We start from the raw sequence: 20,966 nt of genomic DNA, 5'->3' as shown, positions 1-20,966 counted from the left end.
AGAGCACGCGGCGGCCCGCTGCTGGGCTTCGGATGGATCGCGGTGGCCGGCTGGCCGAGGACTACACTTGAGGCAGCAGTGACGTGCGTCACTGCTCACCGAGCTGATCGTGAGCTGGTGGTGACATGACCCGGCATCTGGGCAATCTCCCCGGTTCGGAGACCGTCACCAGCTTCGTCGGTCGGCGGGCGATGGTCGGCGAGATCCGCGCGCTGCTCGGTTCCGCCCGGCTGGTGACGCTGCTCGGCCCCGGTGGGATGGGCAAGACCCGGTTGGCGATTCGCGTCGGCGAAACCGCGCACCGGGCTTTCGCGGACGGCGTCTGGCTCGTCGAGCTCGCCGAGCTCCGCGATCCGGCGCTGACCGATCACGCCATCATCGACGCCCTCGGCGTCCCGGACCGATCGGCGGAGTCCTCCGAGGAGGTGCTGATCGAGCACCTGCAGGACAAGTCGCTGCTCCTGGTCATCGACAACTGCGAGCACCTGCTCGACGCGTGCGGGAACGTGATCGCCGCCGTGCTGCGCGCGGCACCCGGGGTGCGCATCATCGCGACCAGCCGCGAAGCGCTGCACGTCCCCGGGGAGCACGTCGTCCCCGTTCCGCCGCTCAGCTTCACCAGCTCCGACGAAGGTGGCGGTGACGGGAACCCGCTCAGGTACGAAGCGGTCGAGCTGTTCGTCCAACGGGCGGCAGCCGCGGTGCGCGGGTTCACCCTCGACGCCGAGAACCACGAGGCCATCGCCAGGTTGTGCGCCCGGCTCGAGGGGATGCCGCTGGCCATCGAGCTCGCGGCGGTGCGGCTGCAGTCGATGGGCGTCAACGAGATGCTGGACCGCCTCGAAGACCGGTTCCAGGCGCTGTCCACCGTCGTCCGGGGCGCACCGGCCCGCCACCAGACCCTGCGCGCCGCGGTGGAGTGGAGCTACGCGCTGTGCTCGCCCGCCGAGCAGACCGCGTGGGCGCGGTTGTCGGTCTTCCCCGGGGGGTTCGACCTCGACGCGGCCCTCGCCGTCATCGGGCACGACTCCCTGACCGCGCAGGAGTCCACCGACGCGGTGACGGGCTTGGTGAGCAAGTCGGTCGTGCTCCGCCAGGTCCGCAGCGCCGGAGCCCGCTACCACATGCTGGAGACCATCAGGCAGTTCGGCCAGGAGCTCCTCCGCGGCAGCGACGCCGAGCTCGACGTGGGCCGCCGACACATGCACCACTTCGCCGACCTGGCGGCTCGCGCCTGCCACGACTGGTCGGGACCCCGGCAGCGGGAGTGGTCCTCGATGTTGCGGCGCGAGCAGGTCAACTTCCGGGAAGCGCTCCGCTTCGGCTTCGACAACGACGCGGACCCGTCCGTGGCCGTGCGGACGACGGTGGACCTGCGCCACCTCTGGGTCATGGGCGCCGGCCGCGAGGGCCGGGAATGGATCGACAAGGCCGTCGCCGCGCTCCACGCCGACACGCCGCTGCGGGCCGAGGCGCTCTGGGTGGCGGGATGGGTCCGCCAGGTCCAGGGCGAACCGACCGGTTCCTCGGCGATCTTGACCGAGTGCATCGACGCCGCCCGGCGACACGGCGATCAGGTGACGCTCGCCCGAGCCGAGCTGTTCCTCGGCGTCAACAAGCTGATCGGCGACGAACTCGACGAAGCGGAGATGCTGCTGTCCGGTTCCCGAGCGATGTATCGGTCGCTCGGAGCTGAGGACTCGGAATCGCTGATCGGGTTGGCCGCCCACGGATGGCTGCGCCTGATCGAGGGTGACAGCCGGGAGGCCGAGGAGATCGCCGAGGAATGCCGCCGGCTCAGCCGGGACATCGGCGAATGCTGGGCGGCGACCTGGGCGCTGTGGGTGCTGGGGCTCATCGGCTGGACCCGTTCCGACGACATCCTCGCCACGGCGGCGCTGCGCGAGGCCATCGAGATCAAGCGGGAGCTCGGCGACTGGCTCGGCATCCCCTGCTGCGTGGAGGTGCTGGTCTGGGTGCTGGCGGAATCCGGGCAGCACCGGCGCGCAGCGCGGCTCATGGGCGCGAACCGGGAGCTCTGGGTGCCGATCGGCCAGCCCATGTTCGGATTCGTCACCTACCTGCAGGCCCACGAGAACTACACCGCAACCCTGCGGGAAGCGCTGGGCGATGCGCAGTTCGAGGCGGAGCACACCGCGGGGAGCCACCTCTCACCGGACGCCACGGTCGACTACGCGCTCGGGACACCTCGGCAGACCCGCACTGCCGCTTCATCACCGCTGACCCGCAGGGAAGGGCAGGTCGCACGACTCGTGGCGGAGGGGCTGACGAACCGGGAGATCGCCGAGCACCTGGTCATCTCGCCGCGCACCGCCGAAGCGCACGTCGAGAACATCCTGACCAAGCTGGGCTACACGTCGCGGGCTCAGATCGCCGCCTACGTCCGCGCGGACCACAGCCCTGATTCCCGTCCGGCTCAGTCCCGGTGAGCCGCGTGACCCTCACGCCTGCGCGGGGTCGTCGAGGTCCGGGAATCAAGCGTCCCCGGCCAGCCGGGGCGCGGGAGCCATGGTCACCGCCACGCGGACCGCCTCGAGGTGGGTCCGGCAGACAGTGCGAGCGCTGTCGGGACCAGGACGGGCGCGGGTGCCCACGGAGTCGCAGATCCAGTTGCCGGTGCACGGGTTGCGATACACGTGGGATGTCTGTTGCGAATCGTGGCTCGTGATTCGGGGCGAGGACATGGTCGAAACTTTCTGACGTGATGTCGGGCGCGGTTCTGATGCGCTCCACGCTCCCCCACGGGCTAACGCTCGACCAGGGCAAAACTACCGAGTTTCCTACGTAGGTCGCGCTCGATCTCGGCAGGCTCCCCGGGATGCGCAGCGAACTACGCAGTGCCACGGATGTCTCCAGGGCCGCGACCGAAGACCCTGGACAAGTCCCAGAACGGCCGACCTAGGCACCGCGATGCTCTTGCAGAATGACCGACAGCACCGACCCGCACCCCGCGCGGATCGGCCCGCGCCCGCTGAGACCCTGCGGTTCGGCTCGGACCTGGTCGCTCCGTGCGGCTGCGGCCGCCGTGCAGAGCACGGGTCTTCGGCACCGGCTGAAGCGACGGTTCCGCCTTCCGTGCCCGTCACGCCGTCGGGAGTGGTTCTCGGGTTCGCTTGCGCATCGCGGCCCAGTAGAGGACGCCCGGGACCAGCAGGCCGATGATCCACGCGATGTCGGCGCCACCCAAGTACCTCACCAGGGGCCCGGTGAAAACACCGTCCACGTTGGAGAAGGGAACCTGCACCGCGAAGCCGACGAAGTAGGCGATCAGCGCGGGCGCGCACCAGCGGCCGTAGGCGCCGTCGGGATCGTACATCGCCTCCAGGTCGTACTTCTCCTTGCGCAGCAGGTAGAAGTCGACCAGGTTGACCGCGCTCCACGGGGTCAGGAAGTAGAGCAGGAAGTGCAGGAACAGCACGAAGTTCGACAGGAAGTCACCGCGCCCGAGCACCGCGATCACGCCGCCGAGCACGCCGACCAGCGCGATGTAGCCGATCCGGGCCGCCGGCGACAGCCCGACCTTGCGGGTGAAGGCGCTCATCGTGGTGGCCACCGTCATGTAGCCGCCGTAGATGTTGAGCACGTTGATGGTGAGCTTGCCCAGGGAGATGGCCAGCAGCAGCGGCAGCACCAGCGCGTCCCCGCCGAGGCCCACCACGTAGGCGACCTCGTGGCCCTTGAACGCCTTGCCCGCCACTGCGTACGCGAGCGCGCCGAACGACATCGCCCAGCTGGCACCGAGCACCGTGCCGCCGTAGGTCCACCAGAACGTCGCGCGGAGGGAGGTGTTCGAGGGCAGGTACCGCGAGGTGTCGGCGACGTAGGGACCGAACGTGAGCTGCCACGACGCGGTCAGCGACAGCGCGAGCAGGAACGCGGGCACGTCCAGCTCCGCGTTGGCCAGCACCGGTCCGAGGTCCTGCGTGGTGACCAGCCGGAAGGTCAAGTACACGAACATCACGACAGACACCGTCGACGCCAGCCAGCCGAAGCGGTGGATCAGCTGGTACCCGACGATGGCCATCGTCGCCGACAGCCCCGCGTAGAGCACGATGCTCAGGTCCACCGGCAGGCTGGTGATCGCCGACAGCGCCTGCCCGCCCAGCACGTTTCCGCTGGCGAAGTACCCGAGGTACATCAGCACCACGAGCACCAGCGGTAACACCGCGCCGTACACGCCGAACTGGGCGCGGCTCTGGACCATCTGCGGGATGCCCAGTTTCGGCCCCTGAGCCGCGTGCAACGCCATCGGCACCCCGCCGACGGCGTTGCCCATCGCGATGGCGACCAGCGCCCACAGCGGATGCGGACCGACGAGCACGGTCAGCGCGCCGGTCACCGCCGAGGTGATCTGCATGTTGCCGGCGAACCACAACGTGAAGAGGCTGCGCGGGCTTCCGTGCCGCTCGCCCTCCGGGATCGGGTCGATCGACCTCCGCTCGACCTGCAAGCCACCGGCCATGTGCCACTCCTCACCCCGTCGAGTTCAGTGCGTTCCATTAGTCGCCGCGACGAACCCCGGAGCAATGCCCGAGGTGGGCTCGGCGTCTTGGATTCCAGACGGATGCGCACGAGCTCCGCGATGCCACGGAGCGCGGGAGGGACCGAGCCCGCTCTTGCCGATGCGGGTGGTACCGGAGGACTCTCGTACCAGATCTGACGTTCAGCGCGAGGGCGTTGTGCCACGCCGGGGGTGTCGCGCATGATCGGCCGCGATACCCGCTCGGACGAGGGAGAGAGCTGTGACGCTGGACGACTCGACGATCGACCCCGCGGAACTCGCGGAGCTGGACCTGTCGAAGGCCAGCGCGGCGAGGGTCTACGACTACTGGCTGGGCGGAGCGAACAACTTCGCCGTGGACCGCGAGGTCGGCGACAAGATCGTCAACGCCGTTCCCGGAGTGCCCGCCGCCGCCCTCGCCAACCGCTCCTTCCTGCGCCGCTCGGTGCAGTGGTGCCTGGCCAACGGGATCGACCAGTTCCTCGACCTCGGATCCGGCATTCCCACCGTCGGCAACGTCCACGAAGTGGCTCAGCAGGGCAACCCGTACGCACGCGTGGCCTACGTCGACAGCGAACCGGTCGCCGTCGCCCACAGCCGCAACCTGCTGCGCGAGAACGCGACGACCACGATCCTCCACGCCGACCTGCGCGACGTCGACGAAGTCTGCGCCGCGCAGGAGGTCGAAGGCCTGCTGGACTTCGATCGTCCGATCGCCCTGCTGACGTTGCTCGTCCTGCAGTACTTCCCGGACACCGGGCACACCGCAGAGATCGTGCGCCGTTACTGGGAGAAGCTGCCGCCCGGCAGCGTGCACATCCTCTCGCACGTGACCGACGACGAACCCGCCATCGACGGCGGTGAAGCGGCCAGGCTCAGCCAGGCGATGGCCACCCCGACCTACGCGCGGACGCACGCCGAAGTCCGCACCCTGCTCGGCGACGCGCCCCTGGTCGATCCCGGCCTCGTCTTCGCGCAGCAGTGGCGCCCCGAGGCGAGCAACTTCGAACCGCAGCACTCCTGCGTCTACACCGCCATCGCGCGGATCGGCACCGAGTGACCCGGCCGTTCGAATCGGCCGCTCAGCGCGCCGATTCGAACGGACTCCAACCGAACGAGGTTCGACGCGGTCGCCGCTCAGCTTCGAACGACCACCTCGCCTTCACCTCGATGCAGCGGCTCGACGAGGAAGATCAGCACCACGCGGCGTCAAGGCGCCGGGCGCCACCATCTTCGCCCTGAGCGCGAAAAACGTTCGCCTAGGAGTTCAGCTCTCGACGCCTCCGGGGCGACATGTTCGACGACGACGCCACTTTCGTCGTACGCGGAGTGCGCACCGGGCCTGCGGGTGGAAGTCTGGCAGCGACCCACTCGACGGTTTCTCGACCGGCTACGAGGGCCCCGCGGTCTGAACGGGGCTGCTTGTTCGACGCCGCTCACCCGGTACCCGACCGTTCACGAACGATGTGACGTGCGGGCCGGGCCCGGCGCAGCGCGCACCACGAGGTCGGTCGACGAAGTCGATCCTCTGGAGGAGCAGCAATGAAGTCCATTCCCCTGTGGGTGGCCGTGCCGGTGACCGTCGCCGTCGCCCTGCCTTTCGGCCTGTGGCTGGGCACGTGGTCGCTGCCGGTGTGGCTGGCGTTCATCGTGTGGGCCGAGTACTTCGCCCTGGGCGCGAAGCCGGTGGTGCTCCGCGTGGTGGTCCCGTCTTTCCTGAGCGGCGTCGTCAGCGCGGCGATCGCACTGATCTTCTCGTTGCTCGTGGGCACGGTCGTGGGCGACGCAGCGATCGTCGCCGCCGGCGACGTGTCGTGGTTCGTGGGCCTCCCGCTGGCGCTGGTTCCGCTCATCTACGTCATGCAGTTCCTGCCGTTCGCGCGGGACACCGGGAGCCTTCCCTACTTCAACGGCCTGTCGATGGGCCTGGCGACGTACTTCATCGGGACCTACGCGAACTTCGGCGGACTGTCGCTGCCCGCCGACAGCGTGCTGCTGCCGCTGATCACCTCGGTGCCCGCGGTGCTGGGCGGGCTGCTCGGCGCCTTCCTCGGCTGGTTCAACGTCGCCATCATGACGCCCTTCGGCCGCCCGGCACCCCGGCCGGCCGACACGGTCGTCGACGCCTGACCGCCGAGGCGGTCACCACCCCGAAGGGCGCACGTTGCCCATCACGCGGGTGACGGTGATCTCGATGACCACGCGTTGGGGGTTGGGGCGAGGCGGCCGGTAGCGCTGGGCGTAGCGCCGTTCTGCTTCGGCGACGGATTCCGGATCGTCCCTGACCAGCGCGGTGCCTTCCAGGGTGCTCCACCGTCGCCCTTCGACCTGGCTGACCGCGACCTTCCTGGCGGGACCGCCCGCCAGGACGTTGCGCACCTTCTTGGTCGCGGCGCTGCTGATGATGCGCGCGATGCCCGTTTCAGGATCGAAGGTGGCGCCGACAGGGACGAGGTGCGGGCTGCCGTCGGGACGCTGGGTGGCGAGCATGCAGATCCGGCGTTCCCGCCAGAAGTCGTCGCCCTCCGAGGCAGGCGCAGCTGGATCGGTGGTCATGAATCCGCTCCGTGGTGTGGTGGATCGAGCTCGTCGCACACCAACAGAGGACGCGACCTCGTGGAGCGGGCAACGCGCCAATCCTCCCCAGCCCGGCAAGCGGAGCCCCTCCGGCCCGGTTCGGCGTTCACGGTTGGGCAGCTGGTGGGGCTAGCCTTTCGGCATGCGTTTCGGCTTTGATCTCGGCTGGGTTCGGGTGATCGTGTGAGCGCCGATCTGCGGGCGTTGACCGAGATGATCATCGCCGACCACCCCGTCAGCGAGGGCGAGCTCCGGAGTGCGGCCAGGGGCCTGGATGCGGAGACCACCAGCGTCCTGATGGACGCCCGCGCCCGGCTGGATCGCCTCCGGGCGAGGGACCGGGAGCTGTCGGTGTTGATGTCGAGCCTGCGGGAGCTCGCCGAGGTGCGCGACCTGCAGCCGCTGCTGCAGAAGCTCGTGGACCGCGCCCACGAGTTGATGGGTACCGATCTCACCTACCTCTCGGAGTACGACGAGGGGACCGACGAGCTGTTCGTCCGGGCGAACAGGGGCGCGTTGTCGGCCAACATGCGGGAGCTGCGGGTACCGGCCGGTGTCGGCCTCGCCAGCCAGGTGGTGCGCACGCGCGCCCCGCAATGGACCGCGGCGTACGACGTCGGATCCTTCCCGCACGACAGCGAGGTGACCGCCGCGGTCCGGGCCGAGCAGATGCGGTCGATCCTCGGCGTGCCGCTGATCGCCTCCGAGCGGGTGCTCGGGGTGCTGTTCGCGGCCGACCGCTCCACGCACGGGTTCAGCACCGAGCAGATCGCGCTGCTCACCGCGTTCGCCAACCAGGGAGCGGTGATCCTGCAGACCGCACGGCTGCTGGCGGCCGAGCGCGAAGCCGCTGCCCGGGCGGAGGCGGCCAGTGCCGAGGCCGAGCGTCGGGCGGCGGCGATGGAGGCCTCGGCCAGCTTGCACGAGCAGTTGACCCGCTTGGTGCTCGCGGGCGAGGGGTCGGACGCGATCGCGCGCGTTCTGGCCGACGCGTTGGAGCGACCGGTGGCGATCGCCGACCGGGAGCTGGGCGCTCTGGCCACCAGCGACGAGGAGGCTGCCGCGTGGTGGACCGACGGCCGGCTCTCGTCCGGGGCGCTGGCGGCCGTGGAGACCGGCCGGGGCACCGCCCGCTGGGTCGACGTCGGCGAGGGTGGGGTTCTGGGGCTGGTCGCGGCGATGGCCGGTCGCACCCTGCTCGGTGTGCTGCTCGTCGGCGGTGAGCCTCTCGACGAGGTGCAGCGGCGGACCATCGAACGCGGTGCGCAGAGCCACGCCCTGGTCACCATGCGGAGCGACGCCGTCGCCGATGCCGAGGAGCGGGTCCGCGGTGAGCTCGTCGCCGATCTGGTCTCGGGACGCGACGACTGGGCCTCGCTCCGGCGGCGAGCCCAGCAGCGAGGAGTCGACCTGACCGGGTTCTGGACACCGGTGCTCGCGGTCGGTTGGGAACAGCAGCGGTGGAGCCTCGCTCGGGCTCTGAGCGGACTGGACCCGCGCTGGTTGGTCGCCCAGCACGACGCCGGTGTGATCGCCCTGGTGCCCGGGGAGCCCGATCCGCACGACCTCGCGCGTCGCGTGCACGGCAGGCTCGCCGAGGCCGGGGACCGGGGCCTCGTGGTCGTCGGTGGAACCCACCCCGCGGAGCAGGTCCCGGGCGAGGTCGTCGACGTCACAGCGCTGTCGCGGATGCTGCCCGGCGTCGGGGTGGCCGATGCGGGCGTCGCGGCACGCGACTACGCCCCGTACCTCGCCCTCTTCGGCGCCAACGGGCAACGTGCCCGCACCTTCGCCCGAGGGCTGCTGGCACCGCTGCTCGACTGGGACGCCGCTCACCGGAGCGATCTGGTCGCGACCCTGGACGCCTACTTGGCGCAGAACGCGAGCATCACCCGGTCCGCGGAAGTGCTCTTCGTTCACGCCAACACGGTCAAGCAGCGGCTGGAGCGGATCACCGAGCTGCTCGGGCCGCAGTGGCGACGGCCGGAGCAGCAGTTCCGGCTCGGCATCGCCGTGCAGCTGCATCGGATGTCCGAAACCGACATGTGAACGACGTGATCGTGGCCTGTTCGGACATGTGCGCCCGGTCACCACTGGGGTTCCCTTGGTTCGTCACCCGTTCAAGGAGGAACTACTCGTGGTCAGCAGAATTCCGGGCTTCCGCAACCTGAGCATCAGCGAGCGGCGCAAGATCGTCGTCGAGACGGCGGGGATCGACATCGCCGATCTCGCGGCCTTCGACGCGGACGGCTTCGACGTCGAGGCCGCGAGCCATCTGAGCGAGAACGTGCTCGGCACCTTCGCGCTGCCCGTCGGCGTGGCCACCAACTTCACCGTGAACGGCGAAGACGTGCTCGTGCCCATGGTCACCGAGGAGGCCTCCGTGATCGCGGCGGCCAGCAACGGGGCCCGGTTCGCCCGCGCGCTCGGGGGTTTCCACACCTCCAGCACGGGTTCGATCATGCAGGCGCAGATCCAGCTCGTCGACCTCGTCGATCCGCACGCCGCTCGGCTGCGCCTGCTCGAGGCCCGCACCGAGCTGATGGATCTCGCCGCCGCCCAGGACCCCAAGCTGGCCGAGGTGGGCGGTGGGGTGCGCGACCTCGTGGTGCGCACGGTGAACTTCGACGACGAGACCTACGTCGTCGCCCACCTGGTCGTCGACGTCCGCGACGCGATGGGCGCCAACGCGGTCAACACCATGGCCGAAGCGATCGCCGACCGGGTCGCCGAGGTCGCCGGCGGTCGGGTCGTCCTCCGAATCCTCACCAACAAGGCCGACATGCGGCTCGCGCGGGCGCGGGCCGTCCTCGACGCCGAGACGCTCGGTGGTCCGCCGGTCGTCGACGACATGGTGCACGCCTACAAGCTCGCCGCCGGTGATCCCTACCGCGCCGCGACCCACAACAAGGGCATCATGAACGGCATCTCCGCGGTCGTGCTGGCCACCGGCAACGACACCCGCGCCGTCGAGGCCGGCGCCCACTCCCACGCCGTCGGAGCCGAGGGACGCTACACCTCGCTGTCGACCTTCGAGGAGAACGCCGACGGCAACCTCGTCGCCACGCTGGAACTGCCGATGCCCGTCGGGCTCGTCGGCGGCGCCACCAAGACCCATCCCGGTGCCCGCGCGGCCGTCGCCCTCACCGGGGTGTCCTCCGCGTCCGAGCTCGCCGAGCTGATCACCGCCGTCGGGCTCGCCCAGAACATCGCCGCCCTGCGCGTGCTCGCCAGCGAAGGCGTCCAGCGCGGCCACATGTCCCTGCACGCCAAGAACATCGCCATCGCTGCCGGTGCAGGACCCGATGAGATCGCGCCCGTGGCGGCCCAGCTGATCGCGAAGAGGAACTTCGGGCACGACCAGGCCGAGGCCGCGCTCGCCGAACTGCGGAGCGGTCGATGACGTCGCCATTCGCGCTGGCGCTGCAGGCCGAGGAGGCGGTCGTGCCCGTTGAACTCACCAGGTTCGCCTCGCCCGCGGCCGCCACCGCCCTCAGCCACTTCGATCGAACGGAGCAACGCTGATGTCCCGACTCATCGAGGTCTGGGGTGACACCGTCGACACCAGGCACATGGGCATGTCCATCGCGCTGGGTGCCGGGATCGCGGCCCCGGCCTTCCTGCTCGGCAGGGCCTTCTTCACGGCGACCGTGGCCGACGAGACCCTGGCGGAGTCCTACGCGCTGCTGCTCGGCCTCGTGGCCTGCCTCGTCGCCGCGGTGATCGCGGCCCGGTTGTTCAAGCCGAAGCGGATCGTCCGGGAGAACTCGACGATCACCGAGAGCAGGCGCGAAGCGCTGGAGGCCATCGCCGCCGACGGAGGCGAGTGGACCGACCCCGCCGAGCTCTCCGCCGAGGTGCAGGAGGAACTTCGCCTGCTCGGGCTGTACGACGTGCTCGTCGAGGCCCACGAGGAAGCGAAGCGGAGACAGGAGGTCCACCCATGATGGAAGCGTTCCTGTGGGCCTTGAGCATGGGCCTCGTCGGTGCGATCGTCTTCGCCGCGATCGGCCTGGTGTCGGGCACGGACGAAACCGCTGTGGTGGCACCGCTGACGCTGCTGGTGGTGCTGCTCGGCGTCCCGCCGGCCGGGGTGTTCAGCTTCTTCCTGGCGGCCGTGGTCGCCAAGCACATCACCCACGCCATCCCCACGACCCTGCTCGGCATCCCCGGCGACACGATGACCGTGCCGCTGCTGGGCGATGCGCAGCAGCTCCGCGAGCTAGGGGTGCCGCACATCGCGCTGCGCAAGGCCATCTCGGGCGGCGTGGTCGCGGCGTTCATCGCGGTGCCGCTGGCGGTGCTGTTCGCCTGGATCCTCTCCCCGATCGCCGACGAGATCGGCGATCTCGCGCCGTGGATCTTCGCCGGTGCCGCGATCCTGATCGCGCTCACCTCGAAGGGGCGCTGGGCGGCGGTGGGCGCGCTGTTCCCGTTCGTGCTGCTGATCGTCGGGATCAACCAGTTCGTGTCGACCCAGCTCGGGTACTCGCTCAGCATCAGCTTCTTCCTCGGCATCGCGACCGGCCCGCTGGTGGCGGACCTGTTCCTGGCGCTCTCCCCCACCGGCCGCAAGACCCTGCACCGGGACGGGCCGACCGAGTTCGCCCTAGCCCCGGACGTGCGGACGTGGAGCGGCCGGATGCCGAACCCGTTGAAGGTCCTCGACCGCAAGCAAACGGCCTACACCTCCGGGGCCGCGGTCGTCTCGAGCGCGACGTTCGTGTTCTCGCCGGTGGCGATGACGGTGCTCATGGGCGAGGTGGTCGGTGCCCGGATCAAGAACGGCTATCACAAGCTCACCTCGAAGATGGCCGTGCGGAACGGAACCACGGAGTCCACCTACATCGCCGAGACGATGATCCCGCTCATCGCGCTCGGCCTGCCGCTGTCCCCGATGGCGGCGGGCCCGGCGGCCCCGCTGTTCAACGCACCGCCGGTCTACACCGTCGACACCGGGACCGGGCAGACCCACAACCTGCACAACTTGCTCGAGACCTGGGAGTTCCTGGTCTTCGGCCTGCTGGCGGTGACGATCGCCTGCCTGATCGCGTACCCGTTCGCGATGACCAACGCCCACCGAGCGGCCTCGTGGGTGCTCAAGAACGTCTCGCACGAGGCGATCATCGGCGCGTTCGCAGGCCTGATCCTGGTGATCTGCCTCTACGAGGGCGGCCTGCTCGCCGTGCTGGTGACGCTGACGGTCGGCCTCATCGGCGGACTCATGAACCGCATGTTCGGCATCCACTCGGGCGTCCAGTTCATGGGCTACTACGCAGCCGTCCTGACCGTACCCGCGATCATCGCCCTCGGTTGAGCCAGGCGGTCGGGGACGGGACGTTTCCGGCCCCTGGCCCGCGAGATCCGACCGAGTTCCCGGCCTGGGCGATCCGCTGAGGCCGGGAACCGATGGGCGTCGGCGACGTTGCCGACGACACCCGCGACGGTGCATCCGAGGAGAGTCGGCCGCTGATGCTCGGCGCTCCTGGGATCGGAGCATCGCGACCAGTACGAGCGCCTGCTGTGACGGATCAACCTCGGTCGCGCATCAGCAGCGCCCGCGCCCCCTCACGACCTCCCCGAAGCACACGACTTGTCACACATCGAAGTCGCACGCCGTCCAAGATGTGATGGTTGTTAACCCATCCAAGCTAATGATTTGAAGTAGCGATAACCGTGGGTTACATTCGGGTGGAGCATCACGGTTTGGTCACGGCGCATCGGCCTCTCGGCGGTCGCCTTGTGCGGCGGTTGTGGCCGGATCTGTCCCCGACGTGGAAGGCGCACGTGAGCGAACTGCACAACGCGGGCCGCCCCTCCCCTGGGCCCGCACCGGACGTGCGGCTGACCTGCCGCATCGGCAGCACCTGGACCGCCTGCGAGTCGGACGCGCCGCGTGCCGCCGCTGCCGACGCGATGAGCGTGCGCGCGTGGTGATCAGCCCGCCCTGGGCCGCGCAGGTGCCCGTCGGCGCGCGGGTCCGGATGGCGGTCCGACGCGTGCGCGAGTCGCTGTCCGGCCTCGCCCTTCGGGCCGCCGAGTCCGCACCGGCCGAACACGCGCGAGATGCCCTCGCCGACGTCGATGTGGCGGCTTCGCCTGCCGATGGCGCGCTCGTGTCCGCTGCCGACGGGGTTCCGCTGCACGTCGACGTCGACGGCGATCCGGGTGCGCCGGTGACCGTGGTGCTCTGCCACGGGTACTTGGCGGACAACAACTTCTGGCACTTCCAGCGCACTTCGCTCGCCCGCGACGCCCGAGTGGTCTCCTACGACCACCGGGGCCACGGCCGGTCCGCGGTCGGCGGGTTGGACGGGCTCAACCTCGACCAGCTCGGCCGCGACCTGGCCGCGGTGCTCGACCAGGCCGTCCCGGAGGGGCCGGTCGTGCTGGTCGGGCACTCGATGGGCGGCATGGCGGTCATGGCGCTCGCCGAGCAGCGCCCGGAGCTCTTCGGTGACCGCGTGGTCGGGGTCGGGCTGGTGACGACCGCGGCCGCACCGGTCAACGGCCGGGCCGTGCTGCCACCCGAGGCGGCCAACCTCGTGCTGGCCATCATCGACCGGCTTCGGCTCACCTCGGTCTCCTGCCGGGCCCTCAGGAACGCCGCGCTCGCCGTGGCGCGAGGATTCTCGTTCGCCTCCCGGGTACCGCCGTCGGTCGTCGACTTCGTCCTCCAGCTGACGCGATCGAATCCCGTCCACGCGTTGGTGGCGCTCGTCCCCCAGTTCCTGACGCTCGACAAGCGCGCGGCGCTACCGGTACTGGGCAACGTGGCCACGCTCGTGGTCGGGGCCGAGCACGACGTGACCATCCCGTCGGAGCACAGCGCCGCGATCGCCCGGGAAGTACCGGGCGCCCGGCTCGAGATGATCCCGAACGCGGGCCACATGGTGCCGCTCGAACACCCCGCGATCATCGACGAACTCCTCCACCAGCTCATCTCCCACGCGAGCGCGCCACGCGCCCACCCGGCCTGACCGCCTCGGCAGACTGGTAGGTCAGCTCGTCCCGTAGGCCTTCTCACCTCGGATCAAGGTCTCGGCGACCTGGGTCCGGTCGTTCTGCCGCGGGTCCACGGTGAAGATGTCGCGGTCCAGCACCACGAAGCTGCCTTCGCGTTGTAGGCCTCGCGCAGCACGGCGGCTTTGATCGAGACGAACACGTTGTCGGCATCGGACCAGGCGGTCGCCGGGTTGTCCGAGGCCAGCGCGGTGTGTTCGACGCGGTCGTAGAACGATCTGATCGGGTAGGCGATCTCGAACTGCTCGCGCGAGAGGTTCCGCCGGTACGCCTCGTACTCGGCGAACAGGAAGATCGAGTGGCTGATCACGCCGAAGGACATCCGCGCCGCGACGACCGCAACGCCACCCCCGACCAGATAGTGCACCTGCACCAGCTCACCGAGCGGATGAACGACGCCGCGGACTGGGCCGACTTCCACAAGCTCGACGAGACGTTCCACCTCGCCGTCGCCGCCGCGACCGGGATCGGCGCGGTTCAGCAGGAGTACGCGCAACTGCTGCGCGAGCTCTACCGCTACTACGTGCCCTACCCGTGCAGCACCTGCGCGAGTCCAACCGGGACCACGTCGAACTCGTCGCAGCCCTCCGCAGCCGCGACGCGGCGTCGGCGGGCGATGTCACCGAGCGGCACGTGGCGGCCCTGCACCAGGACATGTACGTCGGGCTCCCACGCCGCGAAGCCGAAGCAGTTGAGCAGCAGCAGGATTGAGCCGAACGCCTTCTCGCACGAGGTCCGTCCCCAGTGGACGCTCGCGGCCGTCGATCCTCAGGCGGAGCGGGCTCAGTCGTTCTCACCAGCCGAGGATCGCGGCTCATGACGCAGCGAAGCGCGCGCCCGGCGGTCTCGCCGCCGGGACGCGCGCCCGTTCTCACCGCTGTGCAGGCACGGGGACGTCGGCCGCTGCGCCGACGTGGAAGGTGAACCGCGCCTTGCCGATCCAGATCTCGTCGGCATCGAACAGCTCGATGCGCTCCACGGGCCGCCTGTTGACGTAGGTCCCGTTGAGCGAGCCGCCGTCGTAGAGGAAGAACCGTCCGTTCTCGATCTCCAGCTCCGCGTGGTACCGGGACACCGTCACGTCGTCGATCACGATGTCGCAGTCGCGGTGCCGCCCGATCACGGTCAGCGGTGCGGAGATCACGAACTCCGCCCCCTCGTGGGCCCCTCGGTCGACCACCAACCGCGTGCTCGTCCCCGCCTCGCGCGGAGTCGGGATCAACTCGCCCAACCGCCCGGTGACGGGAAGCTCCTGCCTCGGCGCGTCGTGCGACGTGCGCTGGTCGAACAGTCCGGCGACCTCGGCGATCTGACCCATCAGCTTTCCCTTCCCGCAACCAGTGGATTCGGCTCTCGAAGCGTTCCCTCCCCGGGGAACCTCCACGAGCATGCAGGCCTGCGAGGTTCCGCCGACCAGGCATTTGGTCCCGGTTCGGCCGTGTTCCGCGTCACGGCAGCTGGGCGCCGGTCCGGCTGACGAGCACCGGAGTGACACGCGGGGCGCATTCGCACGTCTGGTGCCGGGCGTGCGCGCTCAGCCCCGGCTCGCCGTGTAGCGCAGGACGTTCTCGGAGGTCTCGCCGGAGCGGAACATCCGGCCGAAGGTGTTGATCGACTGGTCCACCGCGCTCTGCAGGGAGACGTTGAGCCACTCGTCGATGAGCGCTCGCTGCTCGCGGATCGCCGGCGCCGGCAGGGCCGCCAGCTCGTCCGCCCATTCCGCGGCCACCGTCACCACCCTCTCCCGCGGGACGGTCTTGTTGATCAGCCCGGTGTGCGCCAGCTCCCCCGCGGTCTTCGGCTCTCCGGTCAGCAGCATCTCCTTGGCGGTGGAGAGCCCGACGTAGTGGTGCAGCAGCGCGGCGTCGACGACGGACGGGATGCCGAGCTTGACCTCCGGGAGCCCGACCAGCGCCTCGACGTGGGCGACCCGCAGGTCGGCGGCGAGGGCCAGTTCGAAGGCGGCTCCGATGCACGCCCCTTCGAGCGCCACGACGGAGATCTGCGGTGCGTGGCGGACGGCGCGCAGCAGCGAGCCGATGCCGGCGATGATGCCGCGGGCCTCGGTCTCGGACACGCCCTGGAAGGTGCCCAGGTCCATCCCGGCCGAGAAGTTCCGTCCCCCGGTGCCGGTGAAGACGAGCACGCGGCAGTCCTCGGAAGCCCCGACGACCGCTCGCTCCAGCGCCGCGACGTCGCTCGCCAGCAGGGCGTTGGCCTTGGCCGGGCGGTTGATGGAGAGGGTGCGGACCTGGCCGTTGTCGCTGATGTCGATGGTCATCGGACGGTCTCCTCCGTCGTGCTCGTGTTGCACCGGCGAGCGCCACGAGCTCGAGGAGAAGCGACAGCACATCGGCAACGTCTGACCTCCGAGCGGGACCTCGGGCGAAGCCGAGGCGGCGCGGCGTTCGATGGGTCAGCGGGCCTCGGTCGGGCCGTGGTTGATCGTCGTCAGCGCCTCGTTGACCTCGAAGATCTTTCCCCGGATGCCTTCGACACCCATCGACTGCAGGCGTTCGGAGTGCATCGCCAGGTACCGCTCGGCGTCGTCCTCGGACTCGAAGAGGTAAACGCCGCCGGCTTCCCCGGCGTCGCGGTTCTCCGTCCAGATCTTCCAGATCAGACCGGGCTCGTCGTTGATGCTGTGCGCCAACTCGGCGAACGCCTCCGCCATGGCCGCACCGAACGGCCCGTCCATGGGGAAGTCGACCTGGAGCAGATGTGGCACGTGGGCACTCCTCTCGATGCGGCGGGACGCGCTGCGCTCGGGACCACGGTACGCGAGGCCTGCGGTGGCATCACCGCTGCGATCAGCGGTCGCGGCGAAGAATTCGGCGTTGCCGATCGGTCGGAGCGGGACGATCGACAGCGCCGGGACCGGTCGAGTGTCGAACCTCGAGCGCGCTGGAGGTCAAGGGCGCGGCGAGCGAAATTCCCGTTCCGGAACCAGTTCGTCCTGCTGCGAAGCGACCCGGTTCAGGTGCGCGCGCGAGGCCTCCCGCGCCGCGTCCGCATCGCCCGCGGCGATCGCCTCCAGGATCGCACCGTGCTCGGCCAGGGTCTGGGGCAGGCTCGCGAGGTAGGAGCCGGCGTCCTTGTACGACTCGCGCAAGCAGGTGTTCACCGGGTCCATGAACCAGGAGAAGAACGGGTTCCCGCCTGCGCGCGTGACGATTTCGTGGAAGCGCACGTCCTCCTCGAGGCACACCTGGTAGTCGCTCATGTGCCGTTCCACGCGTCCCAGCGACGCGCGCAGCTCGGCCAGGTCCTCGCCGGTGCGGCGCGCCGCCGCCAGCGCGGTCACCTCGATCTCGATGATCAGCCGGGTCTCCACCAGCTGCTGGAACGTCGTCGCGTTCATCCCCAGCATCAGCGAGTAGTGCCGGACGATCGCCGAACCGTCCGGTTTGGACACCGTCATCCCGCGGCCGGGCCGGATGTCGACGAGCCCGCGCTGTTCGAGGATGCGACCGGCTTCCCGGATCACCGTCCGGCTGACCCCGTAGCGCTCGACGAGCTGCGGTTCGGTGGGCAACCGGTCCCCCGGGCGCAAACCCTGCGCCAGCAGGTCGTTCTGCAGGCGTTCGGCCACGACGTCCGGCAGGCGCGGCGGTCTTTCCGGCGGCGGGCCTGCGGTCCGCGCGCTCGGTGCGGCCGGGATCGGGGGTTGCGACGGGGCCATGGGAGAACTATCGTCCGATCATCATACGAAGTCAACGGACGACACCTGTTCCCCGGTAGCGGGCCGGCAGTTCGGCCACGCCGCGTTCTTCGTCTCGCGTCAGCGCCACGAAAGCAGAACCGGATGCCTCACAACGACGTGATCACCTGCCGGAACTTCCACACGGGCACCTGGCACGACGCCTCCGACGGCGTGATCGAGCGGCACAACCCCGCGACCGGCGAACTGGCCGCGATCGCCCCTCGCTCATCACCGGCGGACGTCGACGCTGCGGTGGCCTCGGCCGCGACCGCCTTCCGGACCTGGCGCAGAACCCTTCCGGCCGACCGCGCCCGGTACCTGCACGAGCTCGCCGCGGAATGCGCGCACCGCGTCGACGACATGGCCGCCGCCATCACGCGGGAGCAGGGGAAGCCGCTGGACGAAGCGCGCGGCGAAGTCCGGAAGTTCATCACCGCGCTGCACTACTACGCCGAAGAGGCGCAGCGGGTGTTCGGGCGGACCATCCCCAACGACGTCGCCGGTTTCACCAGCATCGTGGAGAAGGAACCCATCGGCCCGGTCGCCGGGATCGTCCCGTGGAACTACCCGATCGAGCTGATCGGCTGGAAGCTCGCCGGGGCGACCGCGGCCGGGTGCACCATCGTCATCAAGCCCTCCGAGCACACCCCGGGCTGCGCGCAGGTCCTCTCCGAGTGCATCGCCGCCGTCTTCCCCAGCGGCGTGGTCAACTTCGTCCACGGCGACGGGGGAACCGGTCAGGCACTGGTCGAGCACCCGGCGATCCGCAAGGTCGCCTTCACCGGGTCGATGCGCACCGGCCAGTCGATCTTCCGCTCGGTCAACGGGATCACCGGCCTCTCCCTCGAACTCGGCGGCAGCTGCCCGATGATCGTCACCGAGCGGGCGGACATCGGCGCCGCGATCACCGGCGCCGCGCGCCGTTCGTTCCGCAACGCCGGGCAGATCTGCATCGCCATCAACCGGATCTACGTGCAGGACGGCGTTCACGACGAGTTCCTGACCGGCCTGGCGGCTGCCGCCGACGCGCTGGAAGTGGCCGACGGGATGGAGGTTCCGTCCGCGGACGTCGGTTCGATGACGATGGAGGAGACCTACCGCCGCACCCTCGACCACATCGAGGACGCTCGCGAGCGCGGCGCCTCCGTGGTCGCCGGGGGTGGACCCGTGGCGGAGCTCAAGCCCGGCCTGTTCCTGCGCCCCACGGTCGTCGCCGACGCACCGGACGAGGCGCTGGTGATGCACGAGGAGACCTTCGGCCCGCTCGTCGGCGTCTCGCGGTTCTCCGACCTCGACGACGCCATCGAGCGGGCCAACGCCGCGCCCGGCGGGCTGGCCGCCTACGCCTACACCGACGACACCCGCGAAACGTTCGCGCTCGCCCGCGAACTCGACTTCGGCAACGTCGCGGTCAACAACGTCGACGCCGGAATCATGAACGCGCCCTACGGCGGCCGGCGGGAGAGCGGTTTCGGTTCCGAACACGGCCACGAGGGCCTCGAATCCTACTTGCAGCTCAAGCACATCAGGCTTCGCCACGGCGCGCGGTGAGGCGCGGAAGGACGTAGCAGCATGCTCATCGGCATCGATCTCGGCACCTCCACCTGCAAGGTCATCGCCGTCAACGGCGACGGCGAAGTGGTCGCCAAGCAGAGCCGCGACTACGCCATGATCAACCTCCGGCAGGGATGGGCCGAGCAGGACCCGGCGGAGTGGTGGCGCGCCACCGATGAGGCGATCGCGGCGCTGACCGCGGCGCTGCCCGAGGGCGGGCGGGAGGTGTCGGGGATCGGCTGTGCGGCCAGATGCACGGGCTCACCGCCCTCGACGCCTCTGGCGAACCGCTGCGGCACGCGATCCTGTGGAACGACCAGCGGGCCGCCCCGCAGTGCGACTGGATCACCGAACGGGCAGGCGGGCTCGACGAGCTCCTGCGGATGACCCGGAACCGGATGCTTCCCGGTTTCACCGGCGGCAAGATCGTCTGGTTCCGGGAGAACGAACCGGAGCTCTTCGCGCGCACGGCACGCGTCCTCAACCCCAAGGACTACCTCCGGCTGCGGATGACCGGGACGTGCGCCACCGACGTCTCCGACGCCTCGGGCACCGGCCTGTTCGACGTGGCCCGCCGCGCTTGGTCCGACGAACTGCTCCAGCTGCTCGACATCGACCGCTCGCTGCTGCCGGGCGTCGTCGAGTCCACCGACCGGACCGGGCGGGTGAAACCCGACCTGGCCGAGCGGTGGAACGTGCCCACCGGCACTCCGGTCTTCGGCGGCGGCGGAGACGCGGTCATCCAGACGACCGCGATGGGTCTCGTCGACGCGGGCGCGGTGGGGTTCACCCTCGGCACCGCCGGGATCGTCGCCGGTGGCGCGTCCTCCTGCCCGGACAACCCCGGAGGCCGGGTCCAGGTGTCCTGCGGCAACGCGCCAGGACGCTGGCACTGCATGGGCGTGTCGCTCAGCGCGGGCGGGGCCTTCCAGTGGTTGCGCGACGCGCTCGCGCCCGCCACCACCACCGATCCGATCTCCTTCGACCGGCTCATCAGCCTCGCCAAAGCCGTCGACCCCGGTTCCGACGGCCTCCGCTTCCTGCCCTACCTGCTCGGCGAGCGGTCCCCGCACGTCGCCCCGGAGGCGACCGGCAGCTGGGTGGGACTGACGCCGATCCACCACGTCGGCCACCTGGCGCGCAGCGTGATGGAAGGGGTGCTGCTCAACCTGCGGGAGATCCTGGAGGTGTGCCGCGACGCCGGGCTCGACTGCGAGCGCGTCATCGCCTCCGGCGGTGCGACCAGCGAGTCGCTGTGGCTGCAGATGCTCGCCGACGTGCTCGACCGGGAGATCGCCGTGGTGACCGGGTCCTCCGAGGGCGGCGCCTACGGTGCCGCGCTGGCCGCGGGAGTCGGCGCCGGCGTGTGGAGCGACTTCGACGAGGCGCTGGCCGGGGTGAGCGTGGAGCGCACCTTCGTCCCCCACCCGGGACCTGCGCGGGAGTACGACCGCGTCTTCCCCGCGCACCGGGAGCTCTACGCCGGGCTCAGGCCTGTCTACCAGGCCAACGCCGAGGTCGTGTGATCAGCTGCTTCTCGCCGGCGCCCGCGAGACCTGCGATGTCAACGTCCACACCCCGGGAGGG

At 70.1% G+C, this 20,966-nt stretch carries 20 protein-coding genes and 1 pseudogene; 14 read left to right on the top strand and 7 right to left on the bottom strand.

The window, feature by feature from the left end; genetic code table 11:
- The first annotated feature begins 125 nt into the window (after positions 1–125).
- Positions 126–2,450, top strand: coding sequence for an ATP-binding protein (locus tag E1202_RS11480; protein WP_132682815.1), 2,325 nt, complete (start codon positions 126–128; stop codon positions 2,448–2,450).
- Between the two features lie 653 nt (positions 2,451–3,103).
- Here the strand turns inward: E1202_RS11480 and E1202_RS11470 are convergent.
- On the bottom strand, positions 3,104–4,483 hold the full coding sequence (locus tag E1202_RS11470; protein WP_132682812.1) for a purine-cytosine permease family protein: 1,380 nt from the start codon (positions 4,481–4,483) through the stop codon (positions 3,104–3,106).
- A gap of 280 nt (positions 4,484–4,763) precedes the next feature.
- Between E1202_RS11470 and E1202_RS11465 the strand changes: the two genes are divergently transcribed.
- Both E1202_RS11465 and E1202_RS11460 read left to right on the top strand, forming a co-directional pair.
- Positions 4,764–5,582 carry an SAM-dependent methyltransferase gene (locus E1202_RS11465; RefSeq protein ID WP_235878073.1) on the top strand — a complete coding sequence of 273 codons (819 nt, stop codon included), beginning with the start codon at positions 4,764–4,766 and terminating at the stop codon, positions 5,580–5,582.
- 482 nt (positions 5,583–6,064) lie between these two features.
- Positions 6,065–6,652 (top strand): DUF1097 domain-containing protein, encoded by a 588-nt coding sequence (locus E1202_RS11460; RefSeq protein ID WP_132682810.1) that lies wholly within the window; start codon positions 6,065–6,067, stop codon positions 6,650–6,652.
- Between the two features lie 12 nt (positions 6,653–6,664).
- Here the strand turns inward: E1202_RS11460 and E1202_RS11455 are convergent, their stop codons facing one another.
- Positions 6,665–7,078, bottom strand: coding sequence for a pyridoxamine 5'-phosphate oxidase family protein (locus tag E1202_RS11455; RefSeq protein ID WP_132682809.1), 414 nt, complete (start codon positions 7,076–7,078; stop codon positions 6,665–6,667).
- A gap of 204 nt (positions 7,079–7,282) precedes the next feature.
- Here E1202_RS11455 and E1202_RS11450 point away from each other — a divergent pair, with 204 nt between their 5' ends.
- From E1202_RS11450 to E1202_RS11430, 7 genes are all read left to right on the top strand, one after another.
- The gene (locus E1202_RS11450; RefSeq protein ID WP_132682807.1) at positions 7,283–9,148 is read left to right on the top strand and encodes a helix-turn-helix domain-containing protein; all 1,866 of its coding nucleotides are present in this window, start codon (positions 7,283–7,285) and stop codon (positions 9,146–9,148) included.
- Between the two features lie 88 nt (positions 9,149–9,236).
- Positions 9,237–10,502, top strand: coding sequence for a hydroxymethylglutaryl-CoA reductase, degradative (locus E1202_RS11445; protein WP_235878063.1), 1,266 nt, complete (start codon positions 9,237–9,239; stop codon positions 10,500–10,502).
- The gene (locus E1202_RS32580; RefSeq protein ID WP_268952315.1) at positions 10,499–10,624 is read left to right on the top strand and encodes a hypothetical protein; all 126 of its coding nucleotides are present in this window, start codon (positions 10,499–10,501) and stop codon (positions 10,622–10,624) included. The genes E1202_RS11445 and E1202_RS32580 overlap by 4 nt, the downstream gene beginning before the upstream one ends.
- Entirely contained in the window at positions 10,624–11,046 is a 423-nt protein-coding gene (locus tag E1202_RS11440) for a hypothetical protein (protein WP_132682804.1), read from the top strand. Before E1202_RS32580 ends, E1202_RS11440 begins: the two co-directional genes overlap by 1 nt.
- Complete coding sequence (locus E1202_RS11435; RefSeq protein WP_132682803.1) at positions 11,043–12,416, top strand: tripartite tricarboxylate transporter permease; 1,374 nt, start codon at positions 11,043–11,045, stop codon at positions 12,414–12,416. The genes E1202_RS11440 and E1202_RS11435 overlap by 4 nt, the downstream gene beginning before the upstream one ends.
- A gap of 470 nt (positions 12,417–12,886) precedes the next feature.
- Positions 12,887–13,036 (top strand): hypothetical protein, encoded by a 150-nt coding sequence (locus tag E1202_RS31405; RefSeq protein WP_165943828.1) that lies wholly within the window; start codon positions 12,887–12,889, stop codon positions 13,034–13,036.
- The gene (locus tag E1202_RS11430) at positions 13,030–14,079 is read left to right on the top strand and encodes an alpha/beta fold hydrolase (protein ID WP_132682801.1); all 1,050 of its coding nucleotides are present in this window, start codon (positions 13,030–13,032) and stop codon (positions 14,077–14,079) included. The genes E1202_RS31405 and E1202_RS11430 overlap by 7 nt, the downstream gene beginning before the upstream one ends.
- A 53-nt stretch (positions 14,080–14,132) precedes the next feature.
- Here E1202_RS11430 and E1202_RS31400 read toward each other — a convergent pair whose 3' ends face one another.
- Positions 14,133–14,432, bottom strand: a complete 300-nt coding sequence (locus E1202_RS31400) for a hypothetical protein (protein WP_165943827.1) — start codon at positions 14,430–14,432, stop codon at positions 14,133–14,135.
- Between E1202_RS31400 and E1202_RS11425 the strand changes: the two genes are divergently transcribed.
- Entirely contained in the window at positions 14,421–14,942 is a 522-nt protein-coding gene (locus E1202_RS11425; protein WP_165943826.1) for an FCD domain-containing protein, read from the top strand. The two genes, E1202_RS31400 and E1202_RS11425, sit on opposite strands and share 12 nt — an antisense overlap.
- 51 nt (positions 14,943–14,993) lie before the next feature.
- Here the strand turns inward: E1202_RS11425 and E1202_RS11420 are convergent, their stop codons facing one another.
- The 4 genes from E1202_RS11420 to E1202_RS11405 all read right to left on the bottom strand — a co-directional run bounded on the left by E1202_RS11420 (position 14,994) and on the right by E1202_RS11405 (position 17,804).
- Positions 14,994–15,440 (bottom strand): FHA domain-containing protein, encoded by a 447-nt coding sequence (locus E1202_RS11420; RefSeq protein ID WP_132682798.1) that lies wholly within the window; start codon positions 15,438–15,440, stop codon positions 14,994–14,996.
- 216 nt (positions 15,441–15,656) lie between these two features.
- Complete coding sequence (locus E1202_RS11415) at positions 15,657–16,403, bottom strand: enoyl-CoA hydratase/isomerase family protein (protein ID WP_165943825.1); 747 nt, start codon at positions 16,401–16,403, stop codon at positions 15,657–15,659.
- Between the two features lie 135 nt (positions 16,404–16,538).
- Positions 16,539–16,850 carry a monooxygenase gene (locus tag E1202_RS11410; protein ID WP_132682795.1) on the bottom strand — a complete coding sequence of 104 codons (312 nt, stop codon included), beginning with the start codon at positions 16,848–16,850 and terminating at the stop codon, positions 16,539–16,541.
- Between the two features lie 183 nt (positions 16,851–17,033).
- Complete coding sequence (locus E1202_RS11405; RefSeq protein WP_132682793.1) at positions 17,034–17,804, bottom strand: FadR/GntR family transcriptional regulator; 771 nt, start codon at positions 17,802–17,804, stop codon at positions 17,034–17,036.
- A 123-nt stretch (positions 17,805–17,927) separates the two neighbouring features.
- Here E1202_RS11405 and E1202_RS11400 point away from each other — a divergent pair, with 123 nt between their 5' ends.
- From E1202_RS11400 to E1202_RS32975, 3 genes and pseudogenes are all read left to right on the top strand, one after another.
- Positions 17,928–19,376 carry an aldehyde dehydrogenase family protein gene (locus tag E1202_RS11400; RefSeq protein WP_132682792.1) on the top strand — a complete coding sequence of 483 codons (1,449 nt, stop codon included), beginning with the start codon at positions 17,928–17,930 and terminating at the stop codon, positions 19,374–19,376.
- A 21-nt stretch (positions 19,377–19,397) separates the two neighbouring features.
- Positions 19,398–20,062: pseudogene (locus E1202_RS32980) on the top strand (FGGY family carbohydrate kinase); the annotation flags it as partial.
- A 72-nt stretch (positions 20,063–20,134) separates the two neighbouring features.
- Positions 20,135–20,905: an FGGY-family carbohydrate kinase gene (locus E1202_RS32975; protein ID WP_408006241.1), complete on the top strand. Its 771-nt coding sequence runs from the start codon at positions 20,135–20,137 to the stop codon at positions 20,903–20,905.
- The last annotated feature ends 61 nt before the right edge of the window (positions 20,906–20,966 follow it).

Source organism: Saccharopolyspora karakumensis (assembly GCF_004349225.1).
In the GTDB taxonomy this organism is placed as follows: domain Bacteria; phylum Actinomycetota; class Actinomycetes; order Mycobacteriales; family Pseudonocardiaceae; genus Saccharopolyspora; species Saccharopolyspora endophytica.
Note: the sequence above shows the minus strand (reverse complement) of the source record. Positions and strands in the feature narration are given on the sequence as shown.

What these genes read in the sequence shown, in the direction of transcription:
- E1202_RS11480 (WP_132682815.1), top strand. Translation starts at nt 126, where the DNA reads ATGACCCGGCATCTGGGCAATCTCCCCGGTTCGGAGACCGTCACCAGC.
- E1202_RS11470 (WP_132682812.1), bottom strand. Translation starts at nt 4,483, where the DNA reads ATGGCCGGTGGCTTGCAGGTCGAGCGGAGGTCGATCGACCCGATCCCG.
- E1202_RS11460 (WP_132682810.1), top strand. Translation starts at nt 6,065, where the DNA reads ATGAAGTCCATTCCCCTGTGGGTGGCCGTGCCGGTGACCGTCGCCGTC.
- E1202_RS11455 (WP_132682809.1), bottom strand. Translation starts at nt 7,078, where the DNA reads ATGACCACCGATCCAGCTGCGCCTGCCTCGGAGGGCGACGACTTCTGG.
- E1202_RS32580 (WP_268952315.1), top strand. Translation starts at nt 10,499, where the DNA reads ATGACGTCGCCATTCGCGCTGGCGCTGCAGGCCGAGGAGGCGGTCGTG.
- E1202_RS11440 (WP_132682804.1), top strand. Translation starts at nt 10,624, where the DNA reads ATGTCCCGACTCATCGAGGTCTGGGGTGACACCGTCGACACCAGGCAC.
- E1202_RS11435 (WP_132682803.1), top strand. Translation starts at nt 11,043, where the DNA reads ATGATGGAAGCGTTCCTGTGGGCCTTGAGCATGGGCCTCGTCGGTGCG.
- E1202_RS11420 (WP_132682798.1), bottom strand. Translation starts at nt 15,440, where the DNA reads ATGGGTCAGATCGCCGAGGTCGCCGGACTGTTCGACCAGCGCACGTCG.
- E1202_RS11415 (WP_165943825.1), bottom strand. Translation starts at nt 16,403, where the DNA reads ATGACCATCGACATCAGCGACAACGGCCAGGTCCGCACCCTCTCCATC.
- E1202_RS11405 (WP_132682793.1), bottom strand. Translation starts at nt 17,804, where the DNA reads ATGGCCCCGTCGCAACCCCCGATCCCGGCCGCACCGAGCGCGCGGACC.
- E1202_RS11400 (WP_132682792.1), top strand. Translation starts at nt 17,928, where the DNA reads ATGCCTCACAACGACGTGATCACCTGCCGGAACTTCCACACGGGCACC.
- E1202_RS32975 (WP_408006241.1), top strand. Translation starts at nt 20,135, where the DNA reads ATGGGTCTCGTCGACGCGGGCGCGGTGGGGTTCACCCTCGGCACCGCC.